The organism is Klebsiella sp. Q11 (assembly GCF_964241505.1).
Classification (GTDB): Bacteria; Pseudomonadota; Gammaproteobacteria; order Enterobacterales; family Enterobacteriaceae; genus Klebsiella; species Klebsiella michiganensis.
The window spans coordinates 67,281-83,146 of record NZ_CAXSXW010000018.1; the positions used below are offsets into that span (position 1 = coordinate 67,281).

The 15,866-nt window shown below is 50.6% G+C and carries 21 protein-coding genes; 1 reads left to right on the forward strand and 20 read right to left on the reverse strand.

What is annotated here, in order from left to right; all coding sequences use genetic code 11:
- Window positions 1–108 precede the first annotated feature (108 nt).
- From traN to traM, 20 genes are all read right to left on the reverse strand, one after another.
- On the reverse strand, window positions 109–2,052 hold the full coding sequence (gene traN, locus ACESQ2_RS24200; protein ID WP_032736856.1) for a type-F conjugative transfer system mating-pair stabilization protein TraN: 1,944 nt from the start codon (window positions 2,050–2,052) through the stop codon (window positions 109–111).
- On the reverse strand, window positions 2,049–2,675 hold the full coding sequence (trbC, locus tag ACESQ2_RS24205) for a type-F conjugative transfer system pilin assembly protein TrbC (protein ID WP_032736857.1): 627 nt from the start codon (window positions 2,673–2,675) through the stop codon (window positions 2,049–2,051). Before trbC ends, traN begins: the two co-directional genes overlap by 4 nt.
- A gap of 12 nt (window positions 2,676–2,687) precedes the next feature.
- The gene (gene traU / locus ACESQ2_RS24210) at window positions 2,688–3,671 is read right to left on the reverse strand and encodes a conjugal transfer pilus assembly protein TraU (protein ID WP_227634472.1); all 984 of its coding nucleotides are present in this window, start codon (window positions 3,669–3,671) and stop codon (window positions 2,688–2,690) included.
- A gap of 19 nt (window positions 3,672–3,690) precedes the next feature.
- A complete protein-coding gene (traW, locus tag ACESQ2_RS24215) occupies window positions 3,691–4,317 on the reverse strand; it encodes a type-F conjugative transfer system protein TraW (protein WP_042946288.1) in 627 nt (208 codons plus the stop codon).
- Complete coding sequence (trbI, locus tag ACESQ2_RS24220) at window positions 4,314–4,703, reverse strand: type-F conjugative transfer system protein TrbI (RefSeq protein WP_032736860.1); 390 nt, start codon at window positions 4,701–4,703, stop codon at window positions 4,314–4,316. Before trbI ends, traW begins: the two co-directional genes overlap by 4 nt.
- On the reverse strand, window positions 4,703–7,342 hold the full coding sequence (gene traC, locus ACESQ2_RS24225) for a type IV secretion system protein TraC (RefSeq protein ID WP_032736861.1): 2,640 nt from the start codon (window positions 7,340–7,342) through the stop codon (window positions 4,703–4,705). Before traC ends, trbI begins: the two co-directional genes overlap by 1 nt.
- Before the next feature lie 92 nt (window positions 7,343–7,434).
- Window positions 7,435–7,818, reverse strand: a complete 384-nt coding sequence (locus tag ACESQ2_RS24230) for a hypothetical protein (RefSeq protein WP_042946290.1) — start codon at window positions 7,816–7,818, stop codon at window positions 7,435–7,437.
- An 86-nt stretch (window positions 7,819–7,904) separates the two neighbouring features.
- On the reverse strand, window positions 7,905–8,204 hold the full coding sequence (locus ACESQ2_RS24235; RefSeq protein WP_032736863.1) for a hypothetical protein: 300 nt from the start codon (window positions 8,202–8,204) through the stop codon (window positions 7,905–7,907).
- Window positions 8,201–8,602, reverse strand: a complete 402-nt coding sequence (locus ACESQ2_RS24240) for a hypothetical protein (RefSeq protein WP_049077823.1) — start codon at window positions 8,600–8,602, stop codon at window positions 8,201–8,203. The genes ACESQ2_RS24235 and ACESQ2_RS24240 overlap by 4 nt, the downstream gene beginning before the upstream one ends.
- 84 nt (window positions 8,603–8,686) lie before the next feature.
- The gene (locus ACESQ2_RS24245) at window positions 8,687–8,965 is read right to left on the reverse strand and encodes a hypothetical protein (protein WP_032736865.1); all 279 of its coding nucleotides are present in this window, start codon (window positions 8,963–8,965) and stop codon (window positions 8,687–8,689) included.
- Between the two features lie 111 nt (window positions 8,966–9,076).
- Window positions 9,077–9,646 (reverse strand): type IV conjugative transfer system lipoprotein TraV, encoded by a 570-nt coding sequence (gene traV / locus ACESQ2_RS24250; protein ID WP_042946293.1) that lies wholly within the window; start codon window positions 9,644–9,646, stop codon window positions 9,077–9,079.
- Between the two features lie 19 nt (window positions 9,647–9,665).
- On the reverse strand, window positions 9,666–9,827 hold the full coding sequence (locus ACESQ2_RS24255) for a hypothetical protein (RefSeq protein ID WP_154235504.1): 162 nt from the start codon (window positions 9,825–9,827) through the stop codon (window positions 9,666–9,668).
- Window positions 9,820–11,241 (reverse strand): F-type conjugal transfer pilus assembly protein TraB, encoded by a 1,422-nt coding sequence (gene traB / locus ACESQ2_RS24260; protein WP_032736866.1) that lies wholly within the window; start codon window positions 11,239–11,241, stop codon window positions 9,820–9,822. Before traB ends, ACESQ2_RS24255 begins: the two co-directional genes overlap by 8 nt.
- Window positions 11,241–11,975, reverse strand: coding sequence for a type-F conjugative transfer system secretin TraK (traK, locus tag ACESQ2_RS24265; RefSeq protein WP_032736867.1), 735 nt, complete (start codon window positions 11,973–11,975; stop codon window positions 11,241–11,243). Before traK ends, traB begins: the two co-directional genes overlap by 1 nt.
- The gene (gene traE / locus ACESQ2_RS24270) at window positions 11,962–12,528 is read right to left on the reverse strand and encodes a type IV conjugative transfer system protein TraE (protein WP_032736869.1); all 567 of its coding nucleotides are present in this window, start codon (window positions 12,526–12,528) and stop codon (window positions 11,962–11,964) included. The genes traK and traE overlap by 14 nt, the downstream gene beginning before the upstream one ends.
- Window positions 12,529–12,547: 19 nt before the next feature.
- The gene (gene traL / locus ACESQ2_RS24275) at window positions 12,548–12,853 is read right to left on the reverse strand and encodes a type IV conjugative transfer system protein TraL (RefSeq protein ID WP_032736870.1); all 306 of its coding nucleotides are present in this window, start codon (window positions 12,851–12,853) and stop codon (window positions 12,548–12,550) included.
- A 13-nt stretch (window positions 12,854–12,866) separates the two neighbouring features.
- Window positions 12,867–13,235 (reverse strand): type IV conjugative transfer system pilin TraA, encoded by a 369-nt coding sequence (gene traA, locus ACESQ2_RS24280; RefSeq protein ID WP_032736871.1) that lies wholly within the window; start codon window positions 13,233–13,235, stop codon window positions 12,867–12,869.
- Between the two features lie 68 nt (window positions 13,236–13,303).
- Entirely contained in the window at window positions 13,304–13,504 is a 201-nt protein-coding gene (locus tag ACESQ2_RS24285) for a TraY domain-containing protein (protein ID WP_060415469.1), read from the reverse strand.
- An 84-nt stretch (window positions 13,505–13,588) separates the two neighbouring features.
- Window positions 13,589–14,290, reverse strand: a complete 702-nt coding sequence (locus ACESQ2_RS24290; protein ID WP_049078394.1) for a hypothetical protein — start codon at window positions 14,288–14,290, stop codon at window positions 13,589–13,591.
- Window positions 14,291–14,528: 238 nt separating this feature from the next.
- A complete protein-coding gene (traM, locus tag ACESQ2_RS24295; RefSeq protein WP_032736874.1) occupies window positions 14,529–14,921 on the reverse strand; it encodes a conjugal transfer relaxosome DNA-binding protein TraM in 393 nt (130 codons plus the stop codon).
- Window positions 14,922–15,351: 430 nt separating this feature from the next.
- Here traM and ACESQ2_RS24300 point away from each other — a divergent pair, with 430 nt between their 5' ends.
- Window positions 15,352–15,831: a transglycosylase SLT domain-containing protein gene (locus ACESQ2_RS24300; RefSeq protein ID WP_032716648.1), complete on the forward strand. Its 480-nt coding sequence runs from the start codon at window positions 15,352–15,354 to the stop codon at window positions 15,829–15,831.
- Window positions 15,832–15,866 lie beyond the last annotated feature (35 nt).

Genomic DNA, 15,866 nt, shown 5'->3' on the forward strand with positions numbered 1-15,866 from the left:
CCATCCTTATTATTTTCAATACGGGATAACGCGATGACATAGAAAACAAGCGACAGTGCCCCATCCCCATACACTCTGTTATCACCTTTAAATTTAATTATTCAGAAATCATTTTGCTGAAGACTGCGTGAGAAGTTCTTTTATGCGTTGTTTTGTTTTATCAGTCAGCTCACTGTTATCCGGTATTTTCTGGTTATTTATCAGGTCCTCCATGAAGTTCGTAAAGTCCAGCTGATTAAAGTTAATGCCCTGCAGTTCTGCTACCGTGATCCCCCGGCAGTCCGGACTGCTGGCGCCACCGAACCCAATATGCAGCTGTCCGTTACGGCCTTGCTCCTGGACTATCTGAGCCAGTTTTGAGTCAAACTGGCAGTAACTGCGTTTTTTCTCCAGGCAGATCCCCAGTACCTTCTTCGAGCAAAACTCACCAATACTGACTGTCAGCTTGTTGGTTTTCGCTTTGGCCAGCGCCTTCTCTTCGCTGCTGCAGCGTGCCAGGCCCACATCCTGGCCCCATCCGCTGTCCTTGCAGCAGTTGCTGAAGCCTGCAGCGAACTTCTTACAGAATTTTGCCTTGCCGGTGAATGCCCTGACGTCCACCCCGTTCAGCGCCGCAACATCTTTACCCGCAGCGGCCAGCGCCGCGAGCTCCGAAACTGCCTGTCCAAAGCCGTTGTTCGTGCCGCTGACCGCTTTATCGCATTCACCATCAAGGCAGAATACATCCTCGCCGCAGATCATCTGCTTACCGCTGGTCCGGGTTTCGCAGGAGTACGTGGCATACTCATGCAGACAGGTCCCGTCTTCACCGGTGAAGGCACACTGACGTGAAGAGAGCGTGCAGGCTGTATTGTTCATCAGGCTCTCACAGGAGCCATGATCCGCAGGCTGTGTGAGCCAGGTGTCCTTGTATTTCCAGCATGCTTCTGTGAAGGAATACGCCTTCCCGCCCAGGTTGAGGGTTTTTGTCCCGCCCGGGCTGATACATTCTTCACCTGTTTTCGTGCCTTCGTCCTTGCTGAACGGACAACTTTCAACCCAGACCACCTCTGGTGCAAATACGGTTTCCGTCTCCTCCATGACTAGTATGACCGTCACCTGAATGGATTTAACATTCACTGATGGCTGGGTTTTCGACGTTTTCGTTACCGGAAAGCTCTGCCCGGCGACAACGTTCCGGTCCATGCTGAAAGACTGATGAATTTTCCCGGTGCCATCGTAGTAATGACTTGTACAGTGTGTGTTCTGGCCCCCGGAGCACGTCGTCACCGTATTCGGCCAGGTCATCACATCAACAGGGAATGTTTTATCAAAGAGGCTGATGTTTTCACTGACTGCAAGCTTGCAACTGTCTCTGACCTTTCCTTCGTTGTCACATTCATAAATCCAGGGAACCGGCAGAGGTTCACCGTCAACAGACACGCTGAGCAGCCGCCCTGTCGACGGGATGGTCAGCGTCCCGCTCCATCGGGTGCTGTTTCGGGTGAAATTCATCGGGACAGCCTGCTGGTAGGTACGACTGACCTTTTGCGTCGTGGCGTTGTCTTTCAGCGTCGCCTCCCGCGTGCAGAAGTTCTCCACCTGCAAATCCCGCTCGCACGTATGGTTCGTGAACTCGCTACGATTAACCACCTGTGCCGTACAGGCCTGACCGGTATCGCCGACAATGCTGTCCGCCCGGGATTCGGTGTCCTGTGCCGCCTGAATAAAGGGGGCATCCGCTGAAATACTGTCAGGGGGCCGGTTGGTGAACGACTCCGTGATACTTTGTCCGGCCTCGTTCTGGCTGAACTCCGAAGCAGAGTCACTTTTCAGGGAACTGTCACCGCTGGCTGTCACGCCACCGTAGTATTTCGTCTGGTCGGGTCGGGAGGTATAACCGGGTAAGGTCTGCTCACCATTAAAGTTTTTCAGGGCATCGAGCCCCCCTCCCTGAACCTGTTTTGCGAAATCCGAACCGGCTTTGTAATCCGTATTACTGTCTGCACCGGCTGGTCCTGCAAACCCGATAAAGGCCCCCAGAACGGTTGCAATGACGGGAAGCGATCTCATTTCGTCCCCCCCAGCATATGACGGGCTGTGTTCGCGCAGTCCCCTTTCTCTGCGACCTTCTCCAGAGCCTGTTTCAGCCTGATATTGCCATGCACCACGTCGAAGCCGGCCTGACAGCGCACCACCAGGGCCGGCACGCTACGGATGTTGTACTGCGTGTAGAGCGTCGGATCGATTTGCACACCGTCAGTCACCCCGTCGTTCACCAGGTGCATCACCGCATCCGTGGTCGCTTTCATATCGTTGTTGACCAGTCCTCGCAAGGTAGCGGGGATGCTGTACTGCCGGGTCTCATGCAACATTCGCTTCAGACCCTCTTCCGGTATCGAAAAGGAGACAAAGTACACCGCCCCTTCTTCTGGCTTTGTCTGGTTTGACGCATTCTGCTGGCTGGCCAGATTGTCGATAAACTGACGGTCAGCGCTGGCGAGTGGGTTACGGTTAATCTGCGCTTCCAGTTCCTGCTGCAGTTGTTTGTCCGGATGCTGACGTAACTGTTCACTGAGGTTTTCCTGCTGTTTCAGCCACTCCCTGTCTGCCGTAGTCGGACTACCCGGAGTAACTGCAGCGACTGCTGAACCTGACTGTAATGCCAGAATCATTAATACATTTATCAACTTCATGAGAGACTCCTGTCAGAGGTAGACACAGTTACGTTTACGCCACATCAGGTAGCCGTAGTTTTTCCGCGTGTTGGGTGGATTTCTGCCCGCCTCCCAGCGCATCACACTGCGCCCGAGAGGGTGGCACTGACCGCTGTCCGGATACATATTCACCATCTGATAGCGCCACCGCTCTTTTGGGATGATCGGAGACGGGTATTCGTAGCAGACCGCCACATCTGCGCCGACGGTCTCCATGATTTGCCCCTGCCGATGAAGCTTGTAGGCCATTCGCTCACTGAGTAACAGCGATGACTGCAGGGGACTGGACTCGTTGCTGGCCCAGCCGGAGAACGGGTACATCGACCCCTGAGAGCCGGCGCACCAGAACAAAATATCGAGTGGTTTGTTGAATGCACTGGCAATCGCATCTGCCGCACATGCGCCCTGGGCAATCGGGTTAGCAAACAAAATCGCTTCCGGATTCAGAATGGTGGTCAGGCTGCTGTCCACCCAGGTCGGGTCGATTTCGGATAAATAGGCAATATCCATATCACCTCCTTCCAGGCACCCGGCTGAGGTAATGATGTTCAGCCAGTAGGTCAGCGGATACTTGTACCAGTGGACGTGATAGAAGGCCCCGTTCACCTGCTTGTCATCCTTCTTAGCCGTACCCATCCCGGTCTTGCCGAGATTGATACTGAATCCCCCGAGGTTCACCATGCAGCCAGGTGAACGGCTGACATCCGTCATGGCCATCGGCTCCCAGTAGCCAATCGCCAGACCGATACGAACAAATATCGGGGGCGGTGCGGGACAGTACTGAACCGGACTGGCCGGATTCACGGTATCCGGGCCACCACCGGCCGCGACCGACACACTCCCGATGGACATCGGAAAAATGCATTGCCAGCAGACATCGGTGATCGGGTTAACAAAACGTCCCTCGCAGGAGGGGTCCGCAGCAGCACTGAGGCTGTATCCCCACATCATCAGGGCACTCAGAAACAGGGTCAGGGATTTCACTGAAACGTCCTTATTTAACAGGAAAGGTTTCGATATTCAGCCGCTCACCGGAGGGTGCCGGCGTAATACGCGCCGGCACCCTGGTCAGGCCGAACCGTTTTGAAAGCACACCGTTCTGGTCAAAATAAATCCGGCTGTCCAGCGCGGACGAGGTGTCAGGGACGCTGCCCCGGACCAGAATAATCTTGCTCATCAGCGTTTCCGGCACCTGGCGTTTCATCCAGGCTATCTGGTCAGGATCGTCGCCGTTGATAAAGTACAGGGTCTGCATAAAGGGCACGGTTTTCAGGGGATTGATGAGCTCGCCCTGGTGAGCAAACACCCGCCCTTCGTTATCCTTCAGGTCTTCCGTCAGGCGAATACTGGGGTCAAACCAGCGTTGCGCATATTTCTCCGCTCTGTGCAGCCCCTCCACCGGGGCCGGGCGCTGGCTGTTCTCGATCACCCGCTGCTTAAACTCGCCCATTGTCTTATCCCACTGGCCGGATTGTTGCAGTCCCTGCAGCCGCTGCGTGATAAGTTCCAGCATGTCCTGCTCACGGACGGGCCACAAATCCCCCCAGGTACCGAGGTCGGCGGCCTGTGTCAGCGGCGAAAGCAGACAGCCGGCGAGCAGACATAATTTCAGTCGCGTCATTCCTGGCCTCCTTTCATTCGCCGGGCAATGTCCGTCTGAATTTTACGGGTCACATCGGGGGCCCCCTGAACCACCGCCGGCGACACCAGGATGAGGACATGATGTTGTTGCTGGTAATCCGCCAGGCTCTGCTCCAGCGCACTGTTAAACCGCTCTGACAGCGCTTTGGACTGCGCCTCTGACAGCTGTTTCTGACTGACACTGTCCATAAAACTGTCGAGCGTTTTCTTCATATCAAAGGCCACCACCCGCGGCGTGGTGTACTCCAGTACCACCCGCGTGAGAAAGACGTTGGTCGCCAGGACGAAGACAACAAGCGCAACGATGGCCAGCCCCCGTCGATACGGCCGGGGCGTCGTTTTCTGCTGTTCTGCGTGGTTTTCCATCAGGCTGCACTCCTTACGCTGTCGTGCGCGATGCGGGCTTCCAGCTCAGCCATTTCCGCCGGGAAGTTACGACAGGCCAGCTCATACACCGCGTCATGGATATCGACACCCGCCTTCCGCCGCGCCTGGATAAATTCAAAGTCCGCGCCTTTGGAGGAATACATGGCCCGGCTGAGCGGGTCGACAAACAGACGATGCCAGGAGCAGTTCGCTTCTACCTGCAGCATGAAAGAACTGAACCATTGTTCTTTTGCAGAACCGAAACTGTTGATCATGTCCTGCTCCAGTTTTGAGAACTGATCCGGATACAGCTGGTTATATTTGGCGAACTCTTTGGCTGACTGTTTGAGGATCGACTTGTACGAGGAGTTACCCCAGGCCGCCCGGGCAGCGGTGGATGCGGTGGGGGAATCGAAGTCGACTATATTCTGGGTGATGGTGATATAGGCGCCGGTATGCCGGCGCGCGGTCCGGTACCCCTTCTCAATAAACTGCCCCACTTTTTCGTTTTTGAAATCGAGCAGTTTCCAGCCTTCGTCAATGACGTTGAGCTTTTTCAGGCTCCGGGGGGACTGGTACATCCGGTTCTCGATATAGATAATCAGCGAGAACATGACGGCAATCAGCAGTGACGGGCGCGATTCAAGCCCCCCGAGCTCCAGCACCACCATCCGGGCATCATCGCGCAGGGTGGGTTTGTCCGAGTTAAAGTAGTCCCCGTAAATCCCGTTCACCGTGTACTGATCGAGGAGAATAATCATCTCGTCCAGGCGGCTGCGAATGGTCGGAGAGTCGGCATACTCTTCACTGTCTTTTGCGCTCTGCAGAAACGCCACCACATCATCGATGCGGGCATGCCTCCGTTTGCTCAGCCAGGCCGCCTGCACGGCCTGTAACAACAGGCCTTCGTGGACCTCGTCCAGGTTACCGTTCGGACTGGCCATCACTGACATCTGGTCACGGATACGCTCCGCGGAGAGGTCAAAGTGGGCATCATCGAGAATATTGGCGAACGGGTTAAACTTTAGCGAATCACCATCGAGGTAGACCCCGCCCATGTTTTCGCACAGGGACTTATAGCCATCGCCCATATCGAACACCCAGGCAAAACCGCCGGAGTCCAGCACACTGCGGATCAGCGGCTGTATCAGCCCCGTTTTACCTGCCCCGGAGGTGCCGCAGACCGCCATATTGAAGTTGGTGTTATCCATCCCTTCATAAAAAAGGTCGATATACGCCAGCTGGTTGCGGTAGGTCGGCGCCAGCAGACCCGCCGGGGCCAGCGGGCTGTCGGCCACCACGGGCAGAAGATTGGCGACCTGGAACGTTTCGGCCCGTTTGACCACCCCGGCCGCCTGCAGCTCTTTGAACAGACCCTCACCGGATTTGAAGGGCAGCATGGCCAGAAAGTTGCGCAGGTGATGGTAGCGGGCGGGGATCAGCTGGAAACCGCCTTTACGAAAACTGTTCAGCACCTGCTGTTCGGTGGTGAGTGAGGCTTCAACATTGTCCGGGGTATAGGTGGTGATGTTGAAAAAATATGACACAAGGCTGGTCTGGTTGGTCGCCAGCCGCTGGCGGATATCACCCCATTCTTTGACTTCTTTCTCCACTGACGGGAAGTATTTGGCGTAAGAGGTTTTGCTTTTCTTCTCCAGGTCCATGAACTTCAGGTTCGCTTCATTCTGGGTTTTCACCTGATCTTCCACCATCAGGGTCAGCGTGAGGACAAACGGGCAGGAGATGGAGAGCTCAGGGTTCAACAGGTTGGCGTAGTTATCTGCACTGGTCCAGAGAAAGGCAATTTCCGGATCCCGTTCAAGGTGATAACTGGTCACCCTGGTGGCCGTCTCTTTCCCGTCGTGGCCAAGACGGCCTATTTTCAGGTGTCCGGCCGTGACCTTCATGTCAAAACTGTCTACCACACACTGATAGTTGAGGTCCTGATACGGGTCCAGTTTATAGGGCTTGTGATACATCTCGCCCGGATCAGGATTAATCACTTCGCGCATCAGTTCGACCAGTTCAGCCCCTCCCATAACACGCGTGGGAATATATGCGCCACCCAGTGAGGCGCGGATAATTTTGACCTGGTTCTCAAGCTCGACTATCTGTGCTTTGCTTTTCTTTTTTCTCGCGATACAGCAGGAAATAAAGACCCGATAGTTTCGCAGGGTCAGGGGTAAATCCATGCTTTCCGGCAAAGGGAAGCGGGTTTCTGCCGCGCGGAGATAATAGGCACGGGTAATGGCGTTGAACTTCTCCGCCTGCTTACCGCTCCAGCTAAATTCACGCAGCCCGTACTCAATGTCGTCCCCGACGAGCTTACTGGACACCAGATTAATAGTGAACGGCACGCCACGAGGGATTTTTGTCCGCAACAAATGCTCCAGAGTGGCGACAATATCTTTGTTTGCCCCCGGCAGGGGCCGGGCTTCCAGCATAAAGCCGATCGTTTTCGTGTTAATAAAAAGCCCTGTTTCAGAATCATAATCCTGATAGGGTAAAATCCGGCTGAACTGGGGGAAATTCATGCTGCCCAGCGTGTCATTCGCTTTCGCAGATTCGTCAGGCAACTGTAGTGCCGACACAAGCGAATTCACGGCCTGAGCGACGGTATCCATCAGGTTATTACGCATGTGAGCATTCCTTAATGAGCATTTAAATAATAAAAAAAGAGATGAAGCAGCAAACAACAGACATGTCAGACGCTGTATTTTTTATGGGATAACTAAGCATATCTAAAAGTGAGTACAGGGATGAACACTAACATCATCATCGAGGTGCCCAGTTGCCAGATAAAAATAACATCCGACAACAGCGCCCCCTGCCATAAACAGATAAGAAGCGAGATAATTAATGCAGCAACATGAAAAAGAATAACAGCCAAAAAGAGCACCCCTGAAAGCTCTCCGTCACTGACATCAACTCTTAAACAGGCAATATAAAACACCAGTAAGCTGCAGATAATAAACACACCGTCATGGCGTATACTCTGAATGAAATCAGGTGTGTACTCTCCAGCCAGTCCGTTGTAAGTCAATCTGACACCCAGATAGATGAGCCAGTACAACGCAGGAATAAGCAGAAAGCCATACTTTTTAATCAAAGCCATAATTAAAAAATCTCATTAATAATTATTATGCCAACCGGGTAAAATAATTTATCGCCAGCCTTATGCAATTGCCACTACGGATATATTCACCCCTCATCGGAGCGTGTTTTACTTAATACCTGAAGTTGCTTATCCCTCTCGTCACACTCTGAGGCAATTTTATTCGCTGAGCGAAGGGTTAACGTCTCCGAATTATTAAGAAGCACCTTCCGAAAAGCCTCTCCCGCACAGGGTGTTCCTTGAGAAATTTTCAGCAACTGTTGTTCAGTCGCCATTTTGTTATCTCTGTAATTCGTGTAAACAGGATAAAACAGGAATCCTGCAAAAATGATTGCTGCAGACAAATTAAGAGCATGTTTAAACCAGCTCGCCTCATCTGATTTCATTTGTTTTTAGCCTTATACAATTGCCACTCAGAGATATAACGATAATATTTTTCGGAAGGTACATTGATGATAACCCCGGCGCAATCTAACTTATTCACAGCCTCTGAAAAGGAGCCATCCCGAATGTTGACTTCCATTAGCTTGCATTCTGTTTGCCAGTGTTTACCCGCTTCCAGGTCATCCATTGATACCGTCATAATCAGGATCGGGAGTATCCCAGCCAGTCCCACCACGGCGGCCAGTGAGCTCCAGATAAAGGTGTTTCCAGCATTTAAACGGCTTTGATACTTCTGTGGGATTGCACACATTGATGCTGCCAGGATGCCCCCTACAATAAAGAGTGCCAGAAATATTCCCGCTATCCATCCCAGATTGATACCATAGTAAAATGCGTTCATTTCACTCTCCTGAATAGTTTCTCAAAGTATCGTTCCGTGGCTCACAGGTTTTGATTCCAGTATTTTCGCTTTAATCATCCTGTATCACCCCTGATTTTTAGATTTGTTATACGCGGATACTGCCTGATCGTATTTATCCGTCACTACATTCACAACAACACCTGAACAATCCAGTCGATTAATGTTACTGGTAAACATTCCTGTGGGGATATCAACTTCTTTGAGGGAACACGCAGTGGTCCAGTACTTCCCGTCTTTAATTAAATCGTCATTGCCGGGTTGGGTTTGCTTAAAAACTAACACAGCACTCATCAACACGACCGACAGCACACATAAAGAAAGCAAAGCCTTATTATTGTCCATAATCTCTCCTGCTATAAAACACGCTACCGCCCATCCCTTTCAACGCACAGGGCACTCGTTTTAAATCCGGTATTCATTGCGTCTTCACAGCGCCATTTACGGCGCTGTTAATTAGTTAATGCGGGGCTGACCCCATGCCGATGGTGTGACAACAAATAAAACCGTCGACGGCTGGTGATAAACATCATCGGTGTCGATATAGGGTGCCACCCACAACGACGTTATCTGTTCCCCCTTTCTCAGGGGACGCGGATATTGGCCGGGTACCGTCGGCGGTGAAGTCAGGGTTGATACCGTTACCGGACGCACTGACGGCATAACCGTATTCACGGTATAAACCGGTCTGGCTGCCGCAGCGGTATTATTCAGCAAACCGGAATTGCTTTTATTTACCGGCGCAACCGATGCACTTTTTGTTTTCACAAACCCGGGTTGTGGCGGCAACGGGTATGAACCCGGCGACGTCGTTCTGAAATTGCCGTCAGCCAGTCGTAGCAACCCGGCCGCAGCCGGCTTTGCCGAAGCACTTTCCTCTTTTGCTTTCGCCTTCTCATTTGCCTGCTCCATCGTCATACAGGTATCCGATGTCGTGGCATTACATTCGAACTCCGTCTCTGTGCCCGCGCACCCTGTTAAAAGCAAAGCGCTGCCCAGAGGAATTAACATTATTAATTCCTTCATATATTCACCTGTCCTCTGTTTATTTATTAAAAATTAATTTCCAGTAACTGTTCCTGAATACAGCCTCAGCGACACTGTCAGCAGTTCTTATAAGCTCTTCATAAATTTTCGGGTCTAAATAATTTGCAGATTGAGGAACTGACAGACTTTTCTTCTCCCCGATTTTTCCTGTATTAACCATTGTTATCTCCCTGAGGTGCAGCCCCCGGCGAGAACTCACGCGGGTCAAGCTTGCCCAGTTTCTTCAGCATCTCATCGGTATTAAAACCATTGAGGTTCCCGCCGGATTGCTGCGACCTGCTCTCGGGTTGTTCAGGTTGTGCCTGGTTCTGCGCCTGCTGTTGCCCGTTCTTTTCCGCTTCCAGCTCTTCAATGGTTTTCAGCTGGAAACCGTCCTGGAACACCACCGTGACTTCGTTACCGGCACCAATCGGGATGATCGGGTGATACTGTTCAGCGCGTTTGATGTAATACTCACTCAGGGTCTGTGCGGCTTTGGATGCCCCGCCGCCAATCCCCATTTTCAGCACGTCACCGGCGCCAACGGATGCCGTTGCACCCAGGCCAACAGCAGGTTGCGAAGCCCGCTCCATGCCCTGACCAATCCCGTCAACAAAGCCTGCGCCCCAGGCCCAGCCGAGGATTTTGCCGTTACGCATCACCACCTCGCCTTTCACACCGTTCTTGCCCATAAATGAGACGTGACCGTTAATCGGCTGGTCGATGGTTTTATCCCCTTTGATGCAGCTGATATTGCGGGTCCGGACAATGGCACGCTCACTGGAGACATCCCCCCAGGCTTCCAGTCCGACAAAGCAGCCGGTCAGGTCATAGGTTTTACTGTTCGGCATTTCCACCCGACCGATGATGCGTAACTGCATCGGTACGGTTGATTCATTCCCGGTCACGGAAGCATTCGCATCGGCGCCTTCGATCAGGCTGCTTTTCGCAAAACTGCCTGACGGGATATACGGCAGCTCCCTGCCCTTTTTCCCTTTGTTGTAGATGAACGTTTTACGGTTGATCTGGTTCGGTACCGGTACAGACTGATAACTGACCTGCGGGGGTTGCACAGTACCGTTACCCGGATAGAAAGCGGTCGGCGGTGGTACCGCACCACCAGGCTGTGGCGGATAATTTGCCGGTTGCGGTTCACCTTCCGGCCCGGGTGCCGGAGAGGGAGGGGTCGGCGCCGGCTCTCCACCAGGAACGGATGGCCTGACGCCCAGCGTCCTCAGTTGCTCCTGCATCGCGGCATTCTCATTGCTGAGTTGCTCGATACGAACCTGATCGGCAGCACGGCCCTTACTCAGTATGTCCACTTCGCCCTGCAGCGCGCCAAAGCGCTTGTTCAGGTCCGCAGCAGTGGCCTGCATCTCCGTTGTCGCATGCTGCTCCACTTTGCTGTTGAAATTACTGTCAACCACACCGGTCATATCCGGGGCCGGCTCTCCCTGCACAGGGGCCTCTTCTTCCGAACTCAGGTTCAGGTCAGAAAGATACATTCCCCCCCCGATGGCGCCCGCGCCACCGACCAGAATGAGGCCCAGCCACAGGTACTGCTTACGTTTGATGATCGTATTGAAGTTGGCCATCAGCGCCCCCCTTCAGAGGTGGTGATCCAGACCTGCATCCGGCCACCACCGGTCAGCTGGCCAGCAGGGCTGCTGAGCATGATGGCGCGGGTGCCGGGTTGCCAGAAATCGCTTTCGCGGATCATTCGGGGCGAAAAACTGATATTTTCGAGGCTGTAGCGCACCACTTTCAGGTGATGCCCGGTCCAGACTTTTTCCGCTGTCGCACGCAGACCAGCGGGCACCTGCAGTGATTCCGATGTGACAGGAACAGCCTGGTATTCATCAGGGATCTGACCCTGGCGAACAGCACGGTTAAGAGAAACCAGAATACCTTCATACGGACCGGATTCTTCCCATGATTTAGCGGGACCCGGTGTCCCCACGAGCTCGGAGACCAGCTGGATAGTCCGGCCAACCCCGGCGCGTGGTACCGCCCGGATGGAAAAGTTCAGTCCGCGCTCGGTTTCCACAATAAAGGTGAACGGTTTTTTGCTGACCGTGGCCAGAATGGCGCCACCGCTGTCGGTCTGCTCCTGGTTTGTCAGACCACCGTCCAGACTGTTAATTGCAGTAATACGGTCACCGGAAACGGTGAAGAGGTTGGGGTCCGTGTTACTCACGGCGATGTTTGCCTGCCCGCCGTTCGCAAGGGGAACAACGGTCGGCGCCAGCGTACCGCTGAGGGTGGCCGATATCGCAGGTAGCGAAAAAAACAGGCAACCGGAGAGAAATAACGGGTTAATGTTTTTCATTATTTATTTCTCCAAAACGCGCCAGCCAGCTGACACCATCCACACGATTAAACTGCAGGACGTAACTTTTAATTTCACTGTAGGGGGCAGAATCCCCTATCCACGTTTTCAGTTCTCCGCGGATATCCACCCGATTTTCAGCCGGGTACGCACGGACAGACGTCATATAAAAAGAGGCATTCACATTATTGTCTTTTATCCGCTTAGCATCTTCTGCCAGCTGGATTTTGAGGCTGTTCTGCGCCCCGGGAAAAACATACCGGAGCAGCTGGGCATGCTGGGCGTCGACCGTTTCCGGCGTGACGTTAAGACGTAATGCAATAAAGCTCAGGCCCAGCTGCTCCAGATATGACGCGTCCGCCTGATTCTGTGATACAGCAAATGGCGCGCTGAACAACATTGGCGTGACTACCACTTTCTGTTCTGTCTGCAGGCGATAGTTATTAATGCTCTGTATGATATTTGTCGCAAGGCTGAGGGTAAAAAGCGTCCCCAGACAGATAAACCCCACGGCGATAACACGCGTGGTACTTTGTCTGGCACCATGTTCCATATGTTATTTCCCCGTTGATTTATTTAATCCACTGCCGGAAACAGGAGTCCGGAACATCATGAAAGAAACCTTTAAGAAGGGAGGTGGGCAGATACCAGTAAATCAGGTCGCGTAACCAGGAACTGCCCCGCCCTTTTTTCAGTTTCTTGATACCCCAGAAAACCAGTGCCGCTGCAGCTATACCAAATAAGAACTTACTGGTCCAGAAACCCCAGCCGAGACAAATCCCTGCCGGGATAAGTTCATCAAGATATAAGCCAAACCAGCGGCTCTGGTTAGTCAGTGTTTCCGGGAAACGGTATTTCTTTAATTCGTCTCCCGTCATCACGTATTTCCTGTCAGTAACCGGCGACCGACATACCGATGGTAATAAAGGTCGAAATGATGGCGAAGCCGAACAGGAACTTCACGTTTTTGGTCATCATGTACATGATGCCGCCTGCTACGACTTCAGCCAGAACCACCCACTTGACGACGCTGGAAGACTTACCGAACGTGCCTTTAACGGTAGCATCCCCGGATTTCATCAGGTCGGTCGCCGTGGTGGTGGCCATCGCGGCGTCCGGGAAGAACGCCGCCAGAGCGGCTACCGGCAGCACAGCCTTGGTCACTTTCAGGGCTGACTTTTTGTTGAAAACACGTGACAGAAAAGACGGTTTGGTTTCTTCAGAGAAAGTATTTCCCTGAATACTTAATACAGCATTCATATTTATTTCCTTTAAAGAGAATGTATACGTTAGTTGAAAATCACATCTGTATTTAGTTGATTAAATTACTATCTTTCTTCCTCCTCTCGTTGTTCAGAAAAGATATAGTTTGGAAAGCGTCTCAGATGATCTTTGAGACGCATCGCGACCTCGGTTGATTTAGTTCTGCCACTACGGTTCTTTGCGCTAACTAAAACTGCATGAGTGTCGTCATCAAGGTAAACGGAAACAATATTTTTATTTCCAGTGTTGGTATAACGCTTTGACACACAACTTCTCCGATTAGAGATCTCATAGTCAAATCATTGCATAGATTTGATTGGGGGGGAATACAGGAAATCCCCCTCACTTTTTTAACAAAGCTCTAACAAAAGATAATCGAGTGTTTGTTCAATAAAAAAGTATATTGCCTTGTTACGGAAACATTCATATTTAAACTGAACAAATGAGGGGTAATACTGCTTAATTAGTTTTTTTGATCTCTCGATTCTTGAATCAATGGTTTTTGTTTCAACGTTCATAGCAATTGATATTTCTGAAACATCAAACCCGGACATATAAAAGGAGAGTGTTATGAGGTTTTTATTAGTTAAACGGCTTATTAATTCATCAAATTTTTTTCTGGAATGTAGGTCCTGTTTAAAAACTCTAAATCCTGCAAGAGGCCTAATTATTAACAAATTAAGCATCCAAATCACGATAATATCACCGTTTTCTGCCTGGCGGCATTCCATATAAACGTTAAAGCCAGTTCCTTTATTAGAAAAGGACTTACTTAAAACACCACCATTCCCAAGTAAGCTACACTCAACCTCTAGCCTCAAGAGGAACACATCAACCTCTATTGGTACAACATTTTTGAAATTAGATTTTTCTTTATTTAATAGATAAGCATACAACTGGTCAAATGAAGTGTTTTTATAGAGGAATTCTCTTTCAGAGTTTCTGACACACACAGAAACTGGTGAAGAATGATACAGTTCTTTTATGTGAAGAAGAACATCCTTTACTGATTGACTTACTCTGTCATCACCACTACGATCCATCGCACACATAGGTGCCTCCTTAGAAGGTTTCTATGGATAGTTGGTGTAGGGAGCTGATACCTCTCTACACCAATGTTTCACAAATTTTAAACTACGTTTAAATTATAAATCTCACTTCCTACAAAGTCATCAAATTAAAGCAGATCTTTATACTGAAATAACTATCAAGAAAAGAACAATAATTTTTACGATAACAATAAAAACATAATTACCAGCTAACAAGATGCATCATACGAAAAGTCTTATTCTATTCCTCGCCTTCACTCTCATCTTCAGGGAAAAATCGGTGCATGATTTCCTGAACATCCTCCTGGATATTTTGAACCATTCCCTTCCATTGCCACCGGGGATCGTCTTTAACATGGGGACTCAGGCACTCAATACCCAGAACTTTATTCACTGAAAACTGAGTCTTTATGACACTTTCAAGCAAGGCCTTATTAAAGGCCATTTGATTAAAGCCTGACTCCTTGCGCTCCAGTTGTGCTTCATATACACGCAACCCGAGTTCAAGTAACATGGATGCAATGCTTGAATAGCTGATATCTTTCTCCTTTGCACCTTCTGCACGCCTCTGAACGGCAATTGCATTGATTTTCTCAGAAACATTATCATTAACGTACACCTGAATTTTAGCCATATACCCTCTTATTTATACCCGGAGACTTAAGACATATACAACATATTGAAGAAGCGGTTTTCTGCACGATTCACCATTAGATTCATCACAACAGAATGATGAATCCCCTCACGAATCACTGTTCGATTTTTGACGAATCTAATATAGATTCACGATACTTGTAAACACATGTTTTTAGAAAAATTAGTCTCTACTGAATCGCGTGCAATTCATTAACGAATCGCTTCAGATTCATAAGCGAATCGCTTTAGCACATTAAATAATGTGCTGCACATTATTTTTTCCTTAACTCACTGTTTCAAATGCCAAATCTGCAAAATATTAATTTTGCGTGGGGTGTGGTGATTTTGTGGTGAGGAGTGCATATTTGTTGAGTCTGCATCTGGGATGGGTTAACGTAATTCCGGCATCTGGCCCCGGAGGGATAACCATGAAAGGAATGGCACTGGCATTCACTCTTTTTTTATTTTCCAGTTCGTCAATGGCAGCGGATTGTTTTGATATGGCAGGACGGGATTATCGAATAGATCCGGATCTGCTCCGGGCTATTTCATGGCAGGAGTCAAAATGGGTGGTGGGTGCCATCGGAAAAAATCCGGGAACAGGCTACGGTGCCGGACTGATGCAAATCGATTCGCAGCACCATATGCAACTGTCGCGGTACGGAATTAAACCGCAAAATCTTCTGACAGATGCCTGCCTGAATATTTACACCGGCGCATATTATCTGGCACTGGCGTTTCAGAAATGGGGTATAAGCTGGGAGGCGGTCGGTGCCTACAACGCCGGGTTCCGCAGAACGGACAGGCAGGCCATGCGACGACTGGCATATGCGAGGAAGATTGAGGTTATCTACCGGGCCATCAAAACCAATAAAAATGCAGGACAACCCCATGCTGTTAAAAAGTAAAGGCCTCATTCGTGAGGCCTTTACTTTCATTACAC